This window comes from Bacillus stratosphericus (assembly GCF_020524495.1).
Taxonomy (GTDB): Bacteria; Bacillota; Bacilli; order Bacillales; family Bacillaceae; genus Bacillus; species Bacillus stratosphericus_B.
In genome coordinates this window covers 1-16,107 of the sequence record NZ_JAIVLB010000053.1, presented here as the reverse complement: position 1 = coordinate 16,107, position 16,107 = coordinate 1, and the positions used below count along the sequence as shown (strand labels likewise).

The window sequence follows — 16,107 nt, the reverse complement described above, 5'->3', positions numbered from 1 at the left end:
ATTATTATAACAACATTCGTATTCAAACAAAACTAAACAACCAATCACCGATAAACTATCGGCAATTGGCTGTATAAAGGTGTTTTGATCCCTGTCTCAAAAACGGGGGTCAGTCCCGACGTCCTCTGGCGTTTTCTTTTGTTATGCTTGCGCCTGACGCTTTTTAGACGCTTCGTTTACTTGTTCGTCTGCATGGTAGGAAGAACGGACAAGCGGCCCAGCTTCACAGTGGCTAAAGCCTTTTGACATCGCAATGTCCTTCAGCTCTGCAAACTCATCTGGATGGTAGTATTTTTGTACTTTCAAATGCTTTTTCGAAGGCTGTAAATACTGACCAATTGCCATGATGTCTACATTATTGGCAAGAAGATCATCCATGACCTCAATGATTTCTTCTTTCGTTTCACCGAGTCCAATCATAATACTGGATTTCGTTGGAATGTCAGGCTGCATTTCTTTTGCACGACGCAAGAATTCTAATGACCGATCATATGTAGCACGTGCACGAACCCTTGGTGTTAACCTACGCACTGTTTCAATATTGTGATTTAAAATGTCAGGGCGTGTATCCATCAATGTTTTCAAATTATCATCATCGCCACCCATGTCTGAAGGGAGAACTTCAATCGTCGTGAATGGACTTTTTCTTCTAATAGCACGGACAGTTTCAGCAAAAACGCCTGCTCCGCCATCTTTTTGGTCATCCCTTGCAACCGCTGTTATAACTGCGTGCTTTAAGTTCATCAAAGCCACTGAATCTGCAACGCGTTCCGGTTCTTGAAGGTCAAGCTCAGTTGGAAGTCCAGTTTTCACTGCACAGAAACGGCATGCGCGCGTACAAACAGACCCGAGGATCATAAATGTAGCGGTTCTTCTAACTGCCCAGCATTCGTGAATATTCGGACATTTCGCTTCCTCACAAACGGTATGCAGGTTGTTTTCCCTCATCATTTTTTTCAAACCGGTATAGTTTTCATTCGTATTCAGCTTAATTTTAAGCCAGTCCGGTTTTCTTACGTACTCTTCCTTCTTTGCCAATTCCATCATCTCCATATGAATTCGTTAAAGGTGCATTTCCTGCTATATACGATGGATGCAGCCAGCAGCTGCAAAACATTGAATCTTTGGCATAAAGCCTTTTCTTTAGACACTTTAACATAGTACAGATTGAACAACAAGGGAATGAACTGCAAAAATACACAAAAGCCTACTAAACAATAAAAGAAAATTACTAACATTTTCTTCTTATGAATTACAGCAATCGAACCATACTAAAAGTAGAAGATGATGCCCGAAGAAAGGAGTTGGAGTTTGTGAAAGTGGTTTTAGCCATCATCATAGCTCTTTCAATGATACCTATGCCTGTTCATGCGCAAGGGAAAAACAAGCAGACAGATGAATTGAAACAGCGAATGGCACTCTACGAAAAAGTTGCCATCACAACACAGGTTCCATGGTATGTACTTGCTGCTGTTGATCAATATGAGCAAAACATTCGAAAAAGCAGAAAAGATTTACCGAAACAAAAAGGCGTCATTGGCATCTACATTCCCCGGGAAATTTGGATTGGGCCAGAAAACCCGAATACGCAAGATACCTCCCCCTTAAGCATTAAAGTGTTTGACGGTATTGGGCTTGATGGAAATGGGGATGGAAAAGCTGAAATTGATAACGATGAAGATGTGTTGTTCACGTTTGCTCAATATCTACTTCACTATGGCAGTAGCATCGACCAATTAAAAATCGGTTTATGGGACTATTATGGACGTGATAAAACCGTTGGAATCATTTCATCATTTATGAAGCTATATAAGCACTACGGTCATCTTGACCTCGGGAAGCATGCATTTCCGCTTCCGGTTGGGGCTGATTACAGCTACCGAAGTACATGGGGAGATGCAAGAGGCTTTGGAGGCAGAAGAATCCATGAAGGCACAGATTTATTTGCTCATTATGGTCTTCCTGTTCGTGCGACCTCATATGGCATCGTTGAAATGAAAGGCTGGAACCGCTTTGGCGGCTGGCGGATAGGCATTCGAGATATTCAAAATCACTATCATTATTTCGCTCACTTAAATGGCTTTGCGAAAGGGCTAAAGACTGGACAAATTGTTAAGCCTGGACAGGTCATTGGGTCTGTCGGAAGTTCCGGTTATGGTCCTCCTGGCACATCTGGAAAGTTTCCACCACACCTCCACTATGGTATGTATAAGGACAACGGACGAACTGAATGGTCGTTTGATCCATATCCTCATCTGCGTTCGTGGGAAAGAGCCGAGCGGAAACGCCAATCATAACAAACAGCCCAATTCTTTTATTGGGCTGTTATTCTTCTTTATCCTTTTTCTCTGGCAGAACAATCGATGGAGCACCAGATTTCGTCCCGCTGCCATTATAATAATCTGGTACGTCTCCTTGAACGGCTTGTATAGAAACAGGAACAGAATTTTTCACCACGATGGCTTCAGATGCAAACGGAATGATGACCCTCACCTTCACCTCGATCAGCACACTAATATCTATCAAGGCATTGTTAATGCCATAAGGTTTTATATTTTTTTCAACGTCTGTATGTGGGTCACCAATGACACTAAATCGTACAGGCACTTTAGGCCCTAAGTTCGCTATCAATGCATTTCCGGAAGCTTGCCCAAGCGGAATATTGTATATAATGCCATCATGTCCGTCTGCTTGATCCTTTAATGCTTCTTTCGCATCTTTTTGAAAATTCCCCTTTTCAATGTCCTCTAAATTTTTTTGGAGGTGACGTGACAGGTCAGCCATTGCTTTCGATGTTGCTTGAGCATTAAAATCGATGGTTGTCACTTTTCCGTTCTCACTTGTATTCATCACCACCATATCCTTCATATTCTCCTGATCATCTGCAAAATTCTGAACAGAATATTGAATAAGATGATTGGCTATACGTTCTGTTTCTAGTTCAGCAATATGAATAAGGGTAGGTTTTATTGAATGGCTAATGAAGAAAAGACTAATCACTGTAGAGAGCACAAAAAACACAACAGCAAGCAGCATGACATAACGAAATGGCAAAGGGCCCTTTTTGTAGGGGCGATAACGGCGGTTCATTCTCAATAAAAAATCCCCCCTTCTCCATTACAAGTGTATGCAGACAGGCGGGGGGATAGGAATCATCTCTCCATTTTATTTCACCATTTTTAATAATGCGTCTCTTCCGATTGTTCCAGCTTGAATCCCTAGCTCTTCTGCGGCGTATGTCACAGATTCTAAAGGAGCATCCAGCAGCTGGTTAATGGTTCTGACACCGACCGCTCTTCCTGCGATGATTCCTCTATCTGCAAGCTTTTCATTTAAGAGCCCGACATCAAGTGCACCGCACATAATATAACCATACTCATTGGTGACGGCCATGAAATTGGTCTTCGGCAGTTTGACGGTGACGGCTGTAAAGGAATGGCCATCAATTGTAATCGGTGTTAAATTCACCAAATCCCTTCACTCCCTTCATCACAATTTATGTGAAGGAAGGGCGAGTGTGTTAGGCTGAAGCGGATTTCACCTTGCTTTCTTTAAGCACCAGCTAAGCACATCACGTAAAAATTCCGGCATGAAATATTCAATAGGTTCATGGTCACTTATATGAGGAAAAAGGGATCCTAGTGTATACATATCCACTGTGCCAACTGTATAGGAATCATCCTCTTTGATCAATTGACCGTGAACAAAGACTTCTTTTACTCGTTTATCTTCGCCTTCTTTTAATGAATAGGTTAAACCGCTGTATAGCATTTTCCCCATCAATTCACCTCTAAAACCAAAGCCTTTAATGCGCAGCTGTTCTATTTTTTCTTCACAGGCCCGCTGAACTGTTTCTAGCAGCTGTTTACCGGTAAGCGTCACCCGAATCGGATTAATTGGATGCGGACATATCCGGTGGATGTCTTCTCTTGTCACAACCCCGGCCTCTAATGAATCCAGCACCATGCCTGCATTCATCATGCCGATTTCTGCCCCGCACCAATCTTTAATAGCATCTGTTAACAGTTGCGGAAGCGGAGATACGTCGAACCACTTCGTTTCAAGCTTCGTCTTGATTGATGTCACTTCTTCCTTCATCAGTGCTTTCGCTTTTCTTTCTGCTTGCTGCAAGGTCGTCATGGCTTCATCCGATTCGCTAATGAGCTGATCCACTGATTGCACCGTCGCTTTTTTCTCTATGAGCTCGTTTTGCGCTGTGTCAATGGTCAGCTCTACACAGCCAATATAATGTCCATACTTTTCAGCACATGCAAGAAGCACACCATTGTCCATTTCACCATATTCTAAAAGGTGATGTGTGTGTGAACCTAAAATGATATCAATTTCTGGGAAATTACGGGCTACTTCCCGATCATAAATGATGCCAAGGTGAGACAGGAGCACAATGACATCAGCCTGTCCTTTTACTTCATGCAGCATGTCCCGTATGCTGTCAAACGGGTCTGTAATGTCCCAGCCAAGCTTTTCATATACAGGGGTATAAGCAATGGTGACCCCTAAGATGCATAGCTTCAGCCCATTCTCCAATGTGATCAAATGATAAGGCTTTGCCCAAGATGGCCTTTTTCCTTTCTCAAATAAATTAGACAGGATCACTGGAAATTGAGCTTCTTCGTACAATTGATCCAGTTGATCATGTGGCAACGTAATGCCTTCATTATTGCCAATCGTCACCCCATCATAGCCAAGCTGATTCAGGAGCTGGACATTGACCTTTCCATAATCAGCTTCTGACACTAGGTTCACTCGGTCCATATGGTCGCCAATATCTAATAAGAGCATCTGATCGTGAACTTGACGCTTTTCTTCGATATAAGCTGCGATTTTTGCCCAGTTCTCAAAGTGGCTGTGCAAGTCGTTTGTATGATATAACCATAGCTTCTGCAGCATGTCGATCTCTCCCTCAAGTTGTCACTGAACCATTCATTCAGGTTGAAAGCCGCAGCTCTCTTTTAACTAAATAAATCTAACTGCTTCGGGGATAAACTTGAATAGGTAATATCCAGAAAATTAATCATTTGCTGGCCATTCGCCGCTGCATCTCCCCCAGAGTTATTATTAAACACGACATATACATCTTTTGATTGCTGATGCAGGATGTCAAGATTCTTTTTCCATTCCTTTAGTTCAGCTTCATTATATAAATATAAGTAACGAACTTCACGCCAGTTCTCATGGTCTGCTGGGTGAAGCCAGCCCTGTTTATTTCTTCCGTGGAAACGGACTAATGTTTTGTCACGGTGTGTGGCTTGTATGACTGGTGGAATGGACCCTTCTCCGACTTGTGGTTCATCACAGACCGAATGAATCCACCCTTCTTTCTCCATAAAGGACAGGGTTTGCTTATAAAATTCAGTTGAAAACCATGTCCGGTTTCTGAATTCGAGTGCACACGGAATGTCACCCATCTTCTCCTTACACCATCTTAAATAGTGGACGTGCTCCTTTTGGCAATCAAACCATGGGGGAAATTGAAACAGGACCATAGCCAGTTTCCCTTCCCGAATGAGCGGAGTCAAAGAGAGGATAAATGCATCAAACATTTCTTCCTTCGATGCAAACGGAATCTCGCCTCTTTGATGTCCGGTCATTCCTTGGTATGCTTTCACGACAAATTGAAAAGCGTCCGGTGTATCTTTTATCCACTTTTCATGATTGCGCTCAGGCTGAACAGCATAAAAGCTTGCATCCAGTTCCACAATGGGAAACGTTGATGCGTAGTGAAACAGCTTTTGAGAGCTGCCTATTTTCGGCGGATAAAGACTGTCATGATCTCCCCATCCAGTTAATCCGATATAAATCAAATATCTCACCTCTTGCCACTCGCTGGTATAGACGGTTTCCCTCTCAATCAAAGCCTTTGTCTATTGGGATACCCATATTTCTAAAAGAAATTCTTCTGTCTACAACATATCACATTTACCCGTAATTCTGAATGAAGGTGACTGATGGCACGTGATTTTGTCCTGCCTCCTTGTGTGTGATATTAGTTGACAACTTCCTATCTAAAAATGGTTTCGCAGATGGATAGAGGGTACGACCGTTGGATTAAGCTCAGGGATCTCCTTCTTATGTTTGGTTTGCAAACAGCAAATTAGATCAAGTATTTGATTTGTTTGCCCATTTCCTGCCTTTCTTTTTGTCAAAGGCGATATGGGCATTTTATTGATGGAAGAGACAGGCAGTTGGTCTGAGATAGGCGACAATAGCTCTCGAATCCACACCTTATCTGTGTCTATAGTGACACATTGACATATTTTAGAAACAGCAAAATGCGTGTATGTTCTCGCAACACTGTGATTTATCGACTGGAGAAATGTCTCGCCGTATTCAGTTGAATCTTCTTTTCTCGTGCTTCATATAAGTGAGACACAGGGAGTTGTGAAAAATGGATGAAGTGCCGCGTCACATCCAGCAACGGATTCGAGAGGATGGTAGAATTTAGAACCGCGGTACGACCTTCGAGATATGGAGAATTCAGATATGCTGGTTCCTCCTAGTACCGATGCCACAACCCTGACATTTTCATATTCTGATACGCACACGCACTTACATCATAGCGGCTGGTCGAGGGAATCACTTAGCGAGAGATGATGTCATCTAATCTATGAAAAGATAAAAAACCGATCATTCCGTGCTGATCGGTTTTTTATCTTCTGCCTTTAAGACGACATGAGAATGCTGCTGCACTTTTTTCGCCCATACGATGGACGCAATGAAACTGACGCAAAGCACCAGTGTCCCAAACATAAAAGGAAGCTCAATATTCACATCAAATAAAATGCCCGCAAGGCTCGGGCCGACGATATTGGCAAGACTCATAAAGGACGTATTGAGACCGCCTGCTAATCCTTGCTGATTCCCTGCCATTTTAGATAGCAATGTGTTGAGGGCTGGACGCACAAAAGAGGTGGCTGACAAAAATAAAATTGAACAGGTAAAGATCAACCAAAAAGAGGGCGCAAAACGGCAAGCGATCAGCATAAAAGCCGCACCTAGCAGCGCATAACGCACGACATGCATTTCACCAAATCGTTTTACACAGGTATTCACTAAGGCACCTTGGACAAGCACTCCAGCAAGTCCTGCAACCGTAATCACAAATGCAATATCTTTCGGTGTAAATCCGTGTTTTTGGTCCACATATAAACCGAAAATTGATTCAAAATGGATGATTCCAAAATTGAGGACAAAGGCCAATATAAACAAAAAACCGTATGAAGTCTTTAAAGCTTGAATCATTTGCGCAAAAGGATTGAAATGAATATCTTTGTTCAACCGTGCTTCTTCCTGCTTTTCCTTTGTTAATGTTTCAGGTAAAAACATGACGGATAAAAGGGTGGAAAGTGCTGCAAAGGAGCCTGCGATGAGAAAAGGAAAAGCGATACCGAACTCCACTAAATATCCACCTACGCCCGGTCCAATGACAAAACCTAGTGTCATCGCTGCACTAAATAGACCCATCCCTTTCCCGCGTTCCTTTTCGCTTGTAATATCGGCGATGTATGCAAACATAGCAGGCATCAGCAATGCCCCGGCAGCTCCGCCTAAAAACCGAGACACAAACAGCATCCAAAGCTGATCGGCAAACGCAAAGATAAATTGGGCAATGGTAAAGCCGGCAATTCCGGCAATAATCAATTTTCTGCGTCCGAACCGGTCAGTCAGTACGCCAGCGATTGGTGATAACGCAAATTGTGTAAGACCAGTTGCAGCAACAAGAAAACCCAGCGTCTTCCCTGTTGCCCCAAAGGCTTCAATATAACTTGGCATGACAGGGACAATGAGGCCAAAACCAAGCATAGCAATAAAAATATTCAGCATCAAAATGTATAATCTGCTCATCTTCTTCATATCAAAAAACCTCTTTCTGCTGACAAAAATGATAATAACTTCTTCAGTATAGCGACTTTGCTCCCTATAAGTCTAGTTTTTCAAAAATTAGGGTTCTTTTCCAACTAAAAAATAACCCGCAAATTGCGAGTATTGGATATCTTTAATCAGCTTGTTCATAGATAGAAAGAGCCGCCTTTTGATCAGAAACGCCTCAAGCCCTGCTAAAACAAACAGAACGTTTTCCTTTCGGCAGCTATAGCCCATTGTGCCTATCCTCCATATGCGTCCCGCAAGCGGTCCAAAATGAACTCATAAATACAATTTCAAAATGATGGAGCAGATCGGCACGCACCGCTTCGACGTCAATATCATGTGGATTCAGAATGCGTATTACAACCGGTATTTTAGAACCAGGATCGCCAAATAATTCAAGCCCCATCGCTTCAAGACCTTTCATTAAAGCTTTTTCATGAAACAAGTGCCGCCGAAAACATAATCCAAACCATGTTCTTTTGTTCTATAGCGGCGTCTCCCGCTCAAAGCAAGCCAAGTCAGCCAGTGGAATCGAGAGCATGTCTGGGCAAAGTCTCATGGCAATTTTGGGACAATCCAAGGCCGCAACGAGATCATCTATCAAACGTATCAGCACAACCGCAATCCTTTCATCAATCATCCTGAATGAGCAAGCGCAATTTGGGAATCACGCAAAATGGCACTGCTACGTACAAGCAGTGCCTTTCTTTTTTTCAAGCGGACAGACGAGACAATAATCAAGACTCTCCGATTTTTTCTCAAGCTGATAATACATACAGCAAGTCTTCCGGTTGGATGTTTCCAGTAAACTCTCGTCTAAGTTTAAACTGTGCCGGAATGGATTTTGCTTCGCTCCAAATATCTCACCCGTCGCTTGCTTCAGAAACAGATAATCCTTCTGCACGCGCTTTTTCACTTCAGGCTCATCAGATTCCCGCATCATGCTGTGATAAAGAGAGTTGATGCGAACCGCTACATTCTCCCACAAAATAGAATAAGGAAGTCTTGATGTACGGTTCAGTACGTCTAAAAGAGGTGTGACACACTGCGTAAACAGCGTGTGCACAACCTGCTCTCTCCATTCATGACGATCTCCTTCTAGTTGAGCAAATGAACAACGCATTTCATCAAGTTCGATTTTCCAATCCTCTCTAAATGCACATGCCTCCGGTGAAAACTGATAGATGTCATCATACAATGTCATCAAGTACAAAGAGGAACTGACAGCTAAGTACGCATAGCGCTTTGAAAACATAGAAGCTGCCACCGCAAGATTCGGTGCATGCATGACTGCCTGTTCAGCTTCCAATAAACGCATGGCGGATTCTTCTGAAAAAAGCGCAGCAAGTGTGCGATCGGACGTGATTGGTCCATTTGTGATGTGTACCCCGAAATTAAGTAATTCTCTCTCAACCCACTCTGGCCTCATATCAAAACCCCCATCTTTCGTTTATCGATTTCGCTGTTGATATAACAAATAAATAAAGAATGGTGCCCCAATTGCCGCCGTGAATACACCTGCTGGGACATCTAACGGTAGAAAAGCGGTTCTAGCTACAAGATCTGCCAGCATGACAAGTATACTTCCGACTAGAGCAGAGGCTGGTACCAGCGCAATGAAAGAACGGCCGATGATCATCCTTGCGACATGCGGCGCCATGAGTCCGACAAATTCAATACTGCCTGCAAATGCAACGGCAATACCAGCTAATGTCACACTCAACAGCAAAAAGAATAATCGCTTGGCCTGTACCTTTACCCCAAGACCTGTTGCAAGATCATCTCCAAGCTCCTTCACATTCATTGTTCTTGCTAACACCATGACGATCGGTAAAATGATCATCACCCAAGGAAGCATGGCAGTCACATCTTTCATTGTCGAACCATATAGACTGCCCGTCAGCCATATGTATGACTTTGTCGTGGTCATCGTATCACTGAGAACAAGGGTAAATGTCACACACGCCTTCATGATGGCGGAAATACCAAATCCCATCAGGACAAGTGTGATCGGTTTGACCCCTTTTTTCCATGAAAGCAAATAGATCAGGCACGACACCGCAAAAGCACCTGCAATTGCCCATAATGACTGATAGGCTATTGGTACAGTGCCCATACAAAAGACGATGAACATAATCGCACCAAACGAAGCACCACTTGTAATTCCAATGATGTCAGGCGATGCAAGCGGATTTCGAATTAATCCTTGTAAAATGAGTCCTGATACCGCTAGTGCCGCTCCGACTAAGACAGCAAGCAAGGTTCTTGGAATCCTCAGCGTATTTAACACAAAGGTATTTCCCTCACCTTGACCGATTAAGTGCAGCAGCACATCCACCGGCTGAATAAACCGGCTGCCCATACAGAGACTAAGAATAAATAAGCCAAAGGCAATGACCGTCAATAAAAGTAAAATCAAAAATGTCCGCTTTGAAAATTGAAATGAAATGCGCCCACCCTTTGAACGCACTGTATATGTTTTAGCCACCTGTCTTCAACCCCTTGCGCACGAGATAAACAAATAAAGGCGCTCCTGCTACTGCTGTCATGACGCCTATCGGTACTTCCTGCGGCATGATCAGAAAACGAGCCGCAAGATCTGCGACAAGTAAAAGTGACGCCCCCACGACGGCACAATACGGCAGTACCCAGCGATAGTCAGGTCCGACAAGCTTTTTCACAATATGCGGCACAAGAAAACCAACAAACCCAATCGAGCCTGCTACAGCGATGGAACCACCTGCTAAAAAGACGACCAGTACCCCCATCGTGATTTTTAGCAGCAGCGTACGCTGACCGAGCCCCTTGGCAATATCATCTCCCGACAAAAGAACATTGATTGAGCGACCAAGAAGCAGCGCCACAACAGTAGCACCTAGAATATAAGGCAAAACAGGGATTAGCATATCAATACTTCTTCCTGACACCGAACCAGCCATCCAGAACAGGATACTTTGAATCGACTGTTCATTTACGATTAAAAGCCCTTGCGTAAAGGATACAAACAGTGCGGATATCGCAGCACCTGCAAGCACAATTTTAACCGGCGTCAGTCCATCTCTCCCAATGGAACCCAATAGGAACATGAGCATCCCTGCAATCGCAGCACCTAAAAAGGCTGTCCACATATAGACTGTTAACGACTCTGCAGAAAAGAAAACAATGGAGATGACGATAAAAAATAGTCCACCTGCATTAATCCCTAATAAATCAGGCGCAGCAAGCGGATTTCTTGTCAATGCCTGCATGAGTGCACCTGAAATCGCAAGGCTTGATCCAACGACCGTTGCAATTAAAGCTCTTGATAATCTGGATGTCATGACAATAACACTGTTTGGATCCGATTCATCAAAATGAAGAAAAGCATGGATGGTGGCTTTGAGGGAAATCGAGGTTTGCCCAAGGGAAATACTGAGCATAAAAAAGACCAACATCAACACGATGAATCCAGCAAAAAGCAGTGCCTTGCTTGAATCCTTTTTTAATAAACTTCTCATCTGATTCCCGCTTTCAACTGTGATGGAAAAAGGAGAAAATGGTTTTTCACATTTTCTCCTCTGCTATGTCTTATTTATCAATTCCTAGACGATCGTAAATATCATCAAGCATCATGTTCGCAGCAATGATACCGCCTCCCATGTTCCAAGTGATTTCATCTACTCGATGCACTTGTTTCGCTTTCACTGCGTCAAGCTGCTTCCATAAAGGATGATTTGTCCACTCTTTATACGCTTTTTCAACCGCCTTATCCTGATCATCCATAAAGTAATAGATCACATCAGCATTCATTTGTGGAATGCTCTCTTTGTCTGTTAGTGTGATGATATCTTGCTTTTTATCTTTGACATTCTTCGGTCCTTCAAAACCAAGCTCTGTTAAAATAGACCCCGCAAAGCCAGTTTGATAGATTCTTGCATGATCTGCACGGAAGTTGACAACTGCCACATTCATTGGCCAGTTTTTGATGTCTTTTTTCGCCTTTTCTTTGAAGTCAGCAACACGATCATCCCACTTCGTTAACAATTCTTTCGATTTGTCTTGTTGATCTAACGCTTCACCCATCAATTTCACTGTATCTTTAAAGGTGAACACGGTTTCTGTTGCAACAGTTGGAGCAATTTCCTTCAACTGATCAAAAATTTGCTCGTGACGAACTTTTGATGCAATAATCAAATCTGGCTTAAGCTTTTCAATTTCCTCTAAGTTTGGCTGTGTTTCCTGCCCAACAATTTTGACATCCTTTAAATCATCTCTTAAATATTTATAAGTAGGTGTTTCAAGCCACGATTCTACCACACCAACTGGTTTAATGCCCATACCAACTGCTACATCTGTCGCCCCTTGGTACAGCGTCACAACACGTTTAGGTGACCCCTTTATTTCAGTTGAACCGATAGTGCTTTCAACGGTTCTTGTTTTATCTTTACTATCTGACTTGCCTTCACTGCTATTATTCCCGCAAGCCGCAAGTAAAACGATGGAGAGCACAACTAACAACGACCAAAAAGATTTTCTGAACATGTACCTCACCTATCCATTCTATATTCATATCATTTGATAACGATTCTCATTATCACAATTTGATTTTATCATAGAAAAAGATGGTGTCAATGTAATATATAAAAATAAGTGAAAGATGGTCATAAAATAGGGAAATTAAAAAATACTATGTCATTAAGTTCAAAAGATACAAGTTAAACTTGTGAGAAAAACGTATTCAATTTACCATTATTTTTGCCATAATGAGTGATACTAACCGACGTTTCGATTCTCCTGTACGTTCCCATTCTTCAGAGTAGACTTTTCCTACAAGAACTCCCATTAGAATAAATTCTTGAGAATGTGTGTAGAATTTATTCCCCTTTTAACATCCTCCAATCCTTCATTCACTAAACATTCTATGTGCTGGACCCCGCTCGTTCTCATCTAGAGTCTTATCAAAAAGAACTAAATTCTATTTCCATGACTATGACCTTCTTCCGAAGCTAAGGCGTCTTCTTTGGTTACATGGACAGTCCCAAATGGATGATTAGGAGGTGCATATATCGAGTAAAGTTTTAACGGAATATTCCCTGTGTTAGTTAGGTTATGCCATGTTCCGGCTGGTATAAATATGGCAGAATCATCATACACATTTCTATTAAATTTTAAATTATTTTTACTTTTTCCCATTTGAACAATCCCTTGACCTTGTTCAATTCTTAAGAATTGATCAACGTCAGGATGCATTTCCAACCCTATATCTTCACCAACGTCAATACTCATTAAAGTAGTTTGCAAATGTGTTCCTGTCCATATGGCAGTACGATAAGTGTTATTTTGCTTTGTTGCTTCATTGATATTGATGACAAATGGTTTTGTTCCATAATCTTTTAACCGTCTTTTTCCATCAACGTTAAAGTTTTCAAGCCTTCTTTCATGAGGGAAATTCCAGTAACCGGGAGGATGTACGCTATAATGATACCTTGGTACACTTATATAATAAGGATATTGATATGGATAAAAATAAGGATTATTGTACATTTTAACTCAACCCCTTCACCTTTATATAAAACCATCCTATGCAATGGTTAAGAAATTGTACTTCGATCGCATTAAATTCACGAAGATAAAAAGAGTGGAAGTCCCTTCTCTTATAACTAATAAGTGCAACAAGATCAAAATCACAAAAAATGAACTTGCACAGCTACATAAACACAATGAATAAAAAATGTTTATGGAAAAAAAGGGATCAAACATTATTTTGATTTTTATCGTATGCCAAATGACACTTAACTTATAATTAATATTCAAAAAGTAATTCATTTACATTTTATAATTAATGGACAATGATAATCTTTTTATCTTTCCGCTTGATTAAATACACAAATTATGTAATGTGGTATTATAAGGTAATTTTGCAAATGAAAGGTGGGAATTTATCATGACTGAATTTCAACGGCTTTTTTTCTCCAGATTACAGGTGGACCCGAAAGAGGATGTAAAATTTGAAGATTTGCATGAAATTCTTCTGAAGATGGGATGTGTGTTGCCTTATGAAAATTTGGACGTTATGGAAAAAGAAATTACAAAAATTAACAAAAAGAACATTCAAGAAAAATTATTATTAAATAATCGTGGAGGGCTATGCTATGAACTTAATTCCTTATTATATTACTTTTTAAAAGATTGTGGATTTGATGTCTACCGAGCAACTGGGACAGTCTATGATTTGAGTGGTGATAAGTGGATGCCAGATAACGGCCATGTAATGATTATTTTAAATTATGATGGCCAAAAATATATTATAGACGTGGGTTTTGCCTCATATCTTCCATTATATCCAGTTCCATTCAGCGGTGAAGTGATCTCGTCTCAAACAGGAAAATATCGCATTCGTAAGCAAAATACTGAAAAAGGAACCTATTTATTTGAAATGCGAAAAGGAGAAAATGGAGAAACTGCTCAATTTCTTGATTCTGAACTTACAGATACATGGCGTAATGGATATGCATTTACTTTGGATGCAATAGATACAAACAAAGTAAATGCCACACAAGATATCATTGTAGAACACCCAGAATCTCCTTTTAATAAAGGATACATTATCATCAAATTAGTTGAAGATGGACATATATCCCTTACAAAACGAAGCTTTACAGAAACAAAAAAAGGACAAAAAATAAAGCGAGTCATAACGGAAGAAGAGTACCATCAGATTCTTACAGAGATATTTGAAATCATTCCAAATTATAGCTGCAGAAGTGTTTAGCGGCAGGGCAATAACGGAAGAGGTAAAGCTATATATAGTAAATAACCAATAAAACTTCACCTAGATTATTCTATTGAGAAATAGCAACAAATACTTTTCACAGGATTCGCTTTCATGGACAGTATTTTTGGCAACAGCAGAAGAAGCTCATTTGACGGGAACACATTTGTTAACACTTCCTTTCTGGAAAACAAATGAGAGAATGCTAATGAGAATGAGAAAACTCTAAAGAAGTGGTGGGAGAACAGAAAAAAGCTAAGCATTCTGAGTGATTCATTTAGAAGCTTTTTTAGCGTAAATTTCAAGCAAGCATATGAGTCCTGCTAAAGAAAGCGTGAAAACATGATTGACAAATCCATGATCACATTGCAGAGAAAGTTTATTTCTGGAATCATGAACTTTCCAATAGAGTAAAGGACACATTCTTATAGAAGAAACTTCTGAAAGTCATCATGCAGCATCCATTATATTGAGTTAGATGACGACCTGTTAATCAGTTAAAGTTCTAAGAGAGATTTTTCCTTGTAAGATAAGTTTTTAAGGTGTGCTTTAAAGCATTCAAGAATTGACCATTAGATCTAAGAAGAAACTGAGGATTTGACGTTTGAGAAAATCTCTTTACGATTACAGGTGGCCTTGTTTCGGAATAACTCCCTTTTATAAGTGTGACATATTTGTTAAATAATACAATTTATAAAGGGGTTAACTTTCCAATTTAGAAATGTATAAGTGTAGCAAAATACAAAAGGAGGCTATACATATGATTTCAACAAAACAAAAACTTGCGACAGTCGCAACAACTTTAGCTCTGGGGTGTGGATTAACTTTAGGCGGGGTTCCAGCATTCGCGGAGTCGAAAGAAGGGGTAAATCATTCTTCCCCTTCTGTTCAAAAACAAGAACAGATCCCTTTTACAGGGTATGTGATCTCAGTAGATAACAAATATATGATTGTTGCAGATACACCTACAAAAGAGGAGGCACTCCTTTACCAAAATAATTGGTGGGAGCTTGCTACTCAAGGGAAAATTTTAAGAGTTCCTATTTCTATAGATGATCATTATGAAATAGGTGAAAAATTAAATGTATTTTCAAAAATGTGGACGTTCTCTATACCACCAATTGCTGGTATGCCAACTATTGAAAGGATATCAGAATAAATGTCTTTAAAATCATCTTAGCGTTAACTGTTTTAGGTTTATTTGCATGGACATTCAAAAGTAAGAAAACTGCTCACGACGATGATGTGTATAGATATGCAAGGTACATGATCTATTTACTTGTAGCTGAAGTTGCGATATACGTTGTATTCAGTTTTATTTGAAATAAACCCCCATTTCGGGGGTTTATCAGCTTGTAGACAAAGTCTACAAGCTTTTTTGTATAATAAGGGTAATAACACAATTCTGCGGGGGATGAACATGTTATCGAAACGTGAAGAAGAGAGAAGAAATCAATTAGAAGTAG

At 40.8% G+C, this 16,107-nt stretch carries 15 protein-coding genes and 3 pseudogenes; 6 read left to right on the top strand and 12 right to left on the bottom strand.

The annotated features are described in order from the left end of the window. Nucleotides 1–77 (top strand): IS3 family transposase (locus tag LC033_RS17420; RefSeq protein WP_326065740.1); only part of this gene is annotated, 77 nt, incomplete at its 5' end. A 64-nt stretch (nucleotides 78–141) separates the two neighbouring features. On the opposite strand, the gene lipA is transcribed toward LC033_RS17420, so the two are convergent. After that, entirely contained in the window at nucleotides 142–1,038 is an 897-nt protein-coding gene (gene lipA / locus LC033_RS15330) for a lipoyl synthase (protein WP_226569894.1), read from the bottom strand. Between the two features lie 311 nt (nucleotides 1,039–1,349). Here lipA and LC033_RS15325 point away from each other — a divergent pair, with 311 nt between their 5' ends. After that, a complete protein-coding gene (locus LC033_RS15325; protein WP_226569900.1) occupies nucleotides 1,350–2,297 on the top strand; it encodes a M23 family metallopeptidase in 948 nt (315 codons plus the stop codon). Between the two features lie 28 nt (nucleotides 2,298–2,325). Here the strand turns inward: LC033_RS15325 and yunB are convergent, their stop codons facing one another. The 4 genes from yunB to LC033_RS15305 form a co-directional block, all read right to left on the bottom strand. Beyond that, nucleotides 2,326–3,096 (bottom strand): sporulation protein YunB, encoded by a 771-nt coding sequence (yunB, locus tag LC033_RS15320; RefSeq protein ID WP_226569891.1) that lies wholly within the window; start codon nucleotides 3,094–3,096, stop codon nucleotides 2,326–2,328. 69 nt (nucleotides 3,097–3,165) lie between these two features. Next, nucleotides 3,166–3,471 (bottom strand): YunC family protein, encoded by a 306-nt coding sequence (locus tag LC033_RS15315; RefSeq protein ID WP_226569889.1) that lies wholly within the window; start codon nucleotides 3,469–3,471, stop codon nucleotides 3,166–3,168. Nucleotides 3,472–3,537: 66 nt separating this feature from the next. Next, the gene (locus LC033_RS15310; protein WP_226569887.1) at nucleotides 3,538–4,911 is read right to left on the bottom strand and encodes a bifunctional metallophosphatase/5'-nucleotidase; all 1,374 of its coding nucleotides are present in this window, start codon (nucleotides 4,909–4,911) and stop codon (nucleotides 3,538–3,540) included. Nucleotides 4,912–4,973: 62 nt separating this feature from the next. Next, nucleotides 4,974–5,825 carry a DUF72 domain-containing protein gene (locus tag LC033_RS15305; protein ID WP_226569885.1) on the bottom strand — a complete coding sequence of 284 codons (852 nt, stop codon included), beginning with the start codon at nucleotides 5,823–5,825 and terminating at the stop codon, nucleotides 4,974–4,976. A 406-nt stretch (nucleotides 5,826–6,231) separates the two neighbouring features. On the opposite strand from LC033_RS15305, the pseudogene LC033_RS17415 reads away from it, so the two are divergent. After that, nucleotides 6,232–6,341 (top strand): annotated as a pseudogene (locus LC033_RS17415) (hypothetical protein); the annotation flags it as partial. A gap of 307 nt (nucleotides 6,342–6,648) precedes the next feature. Here the strand turns inward: LC033_RS17415 and LC033_RS15295 are convergent. Then, on the bottom strand, nucleotides 6,649–7,905 hold the full coding sequence (locus LC033_RS15295; RefSeq protein WP_226569898.1) for an MFS transporter: 1,257 nt from the start codon (nucleotides 7,903–7,905) through the stop codon (nucleotides 6,649–6,651). 112 nt (nucleotides 7,906–8,017) lie between these two features. Then, nucleotides 8,018–8,347: pseudogene (locus LC033_RS15290) on the bottom strand (alanine--glyoxylate aminotransferase family protein); the annotation flags it as partial. Nucleotides 8,348–8,351: 4 nt separating this feature from the next. On the opposite strand from LC033_RS15290, the pseudogene LC033_RS15285 reads away from it, so the two are divergent. Continuing rightward, a pseudogene (locus tag LC033_RS15285) lies at nucleotides 8,352–8,539 on the top strand (hypothetical protein); the annotation flags it as partial. A 36-nt stretch (nucleotides 8,540–8,575) separates the two neighbouring features. Here LC033_RS15285 and LC033_RS15280 read toward each other — a convergent pair. The 5 genes from LC033_RS15280 to LC033_RS15260 all read right to left on the bottom strand — a co-directional run bounded on the left by LC033_RS15280 (nucleotide 8,576) and on the right by LC033_RS15260 (nucleotide 13,413). Continuing rightward, the gene (locus LC033_RS15280; protein ID WP_226569883.1) at nucleotides 8,576–9,319 is read right to left on the bottom strand and encodes an IucA/IucC family C-terminal-domain containing protein; all 744 of its coding nucleotides are present in this window, start codon (nucleotides 9,317–9,319) and stop codon (nucleotides 8,576–8,578) included. A 21-nt stretch (nucleotides 9,320–9,340) separates the two neighbouring features. After that, complete coding sequence (locus LC033_RS15275; RefSeq protein WP_226569880.1) at nucleotides 9,341–10,378, bottom strand: FecCD family ABC transporter permease; 1,038 nt, start codon at nucleotides 10,376–10,378, stop codon at nucleotides 9,341–9,343. Continuing rightward, nucleotides 10,371–11,387, bottom strand: a complete 1,017-nt coding sequence (locus LC033_RS15270) for a FecCD family ABC transporter permease (RefSeq protein WP_226569879.1) — start codon at nucleotides 11,385–11,387, stop codon at nucleotides 10,371–10,373. The genes LC033_RS15275 and LC033_RS15270 overlap by 8 nt, the downstream gene beginning before the upstream one ends. Nucleotides 11,388–11,457: 70 nt before the next feature. Beyond that, nucleotides 11,458–12,411 carry an ABC transporter substrate-binding protein gene (locus tag LC033_RS15265; protein ID WP_226569877.1) on the bottom strand — a complete coding sequence of 318 codons (954 nt, stop codon included), beginning with the start codon at nucleotides 12,409–12,411 and terminating at the stop codon, nucleotides 11,458–11,460. 426 nt (nucleotides 12,412–12,837) lie between these two features. Then, complete coding sequence (locus tag LC033_RS15260) at nucleotides 12,838–13,413, bottom strand: cupin domain-containing protein (protein WP_226569875.1); 576 nt, start codon at nucleotides 13,411–13,413, stop codon at nucleotides 12,838–12,840. A 397-nt stretch (nucleotides 13,414–13,810) separates the two neighbouring features. Here LC033_RS15260 and LC033_RS15255 point away from each other — a divergent pair, with 397 nt between their 5' ends. Beyond that, nucleotides 13,811–14,641 (top strand): arylamine N-acetyltransferase family protein, encoded by an 831-nt coding sequence (locus LC033_RS15255; protein ID WP_226569896.1) that lies wholly within the window; start codon nucleotides 13,811–13,813, stop codon nucleotides 14,639–14,641. Nucleotides 14,642–15,401: 760 nt separating this feature from the next. Next, complete coding sequence (locus tag LC033_RS15250) at nucleotides 15,402–15,800, top strand: DUF3221 domain-containing protein (RefSeq protein WP_226569873.1); 399 nt, start codon at nucleotides 15,402–15,404, stop codon at nucleotides 15,798–15,800. The last annotated feature ends 307 nt before the right edge of the window (nucleotides 15,801–16,107 follow it).

Excerpts from the sequence above, each read along its gene's own strand:
- LC033_RS15280 (WP_226569883.1), bottom strand. The coding sequence starts at position 9,319 with ATGAGGCCAGAGTGGGTTGAGAGAGAATTACTTAATTTCGGGGTACAC.
- LC033_RS15325 (WP_226569900.1), top strand. The coding sequence starts at position 1,350 with ATGATACCTATGCCTGTTCATGCGCAAGGGAAAAACAAGCAGACAGAT.
- LC033_RS15250 (WP_226569873.1), top strand. The coding sequence starts at position 15,402 with ATGATTTCAACAAAACAAAAACTTGCGACAGTCGCAACAACTTTAGCT.
- LC033_RS15260 (WP_226569875.1), bottom strand. The coding sequence starts at position 13,413 with ATGTACAATAATCCTTATTTTTATCCATATCAATATCCTTATTATATA.
- LC033_RS15310 (WP_226569887.1), bottom strand. The coding sequence starts at position 4,911 with ATGCTGCAGAAGCTATGGTTATATCATACAAACGACTTGCACAGCCAC.
- LC033_RS15270 (WP_226569879.1), bottom strand. The coding sequence starts at position 11,387 with ATGAGAAGTTTATTAAAAAAGGATTCAAGCAAGGCACTGCTTTTTGCT.
- LC033_RS15265 (WP_226569877.1), bottom strand. The coding sequence starts at position 12,411 with ATGTTCAGAAAATCTTTTTGGTCGTTGTTAGTTGTGCTCTCCATCGTT.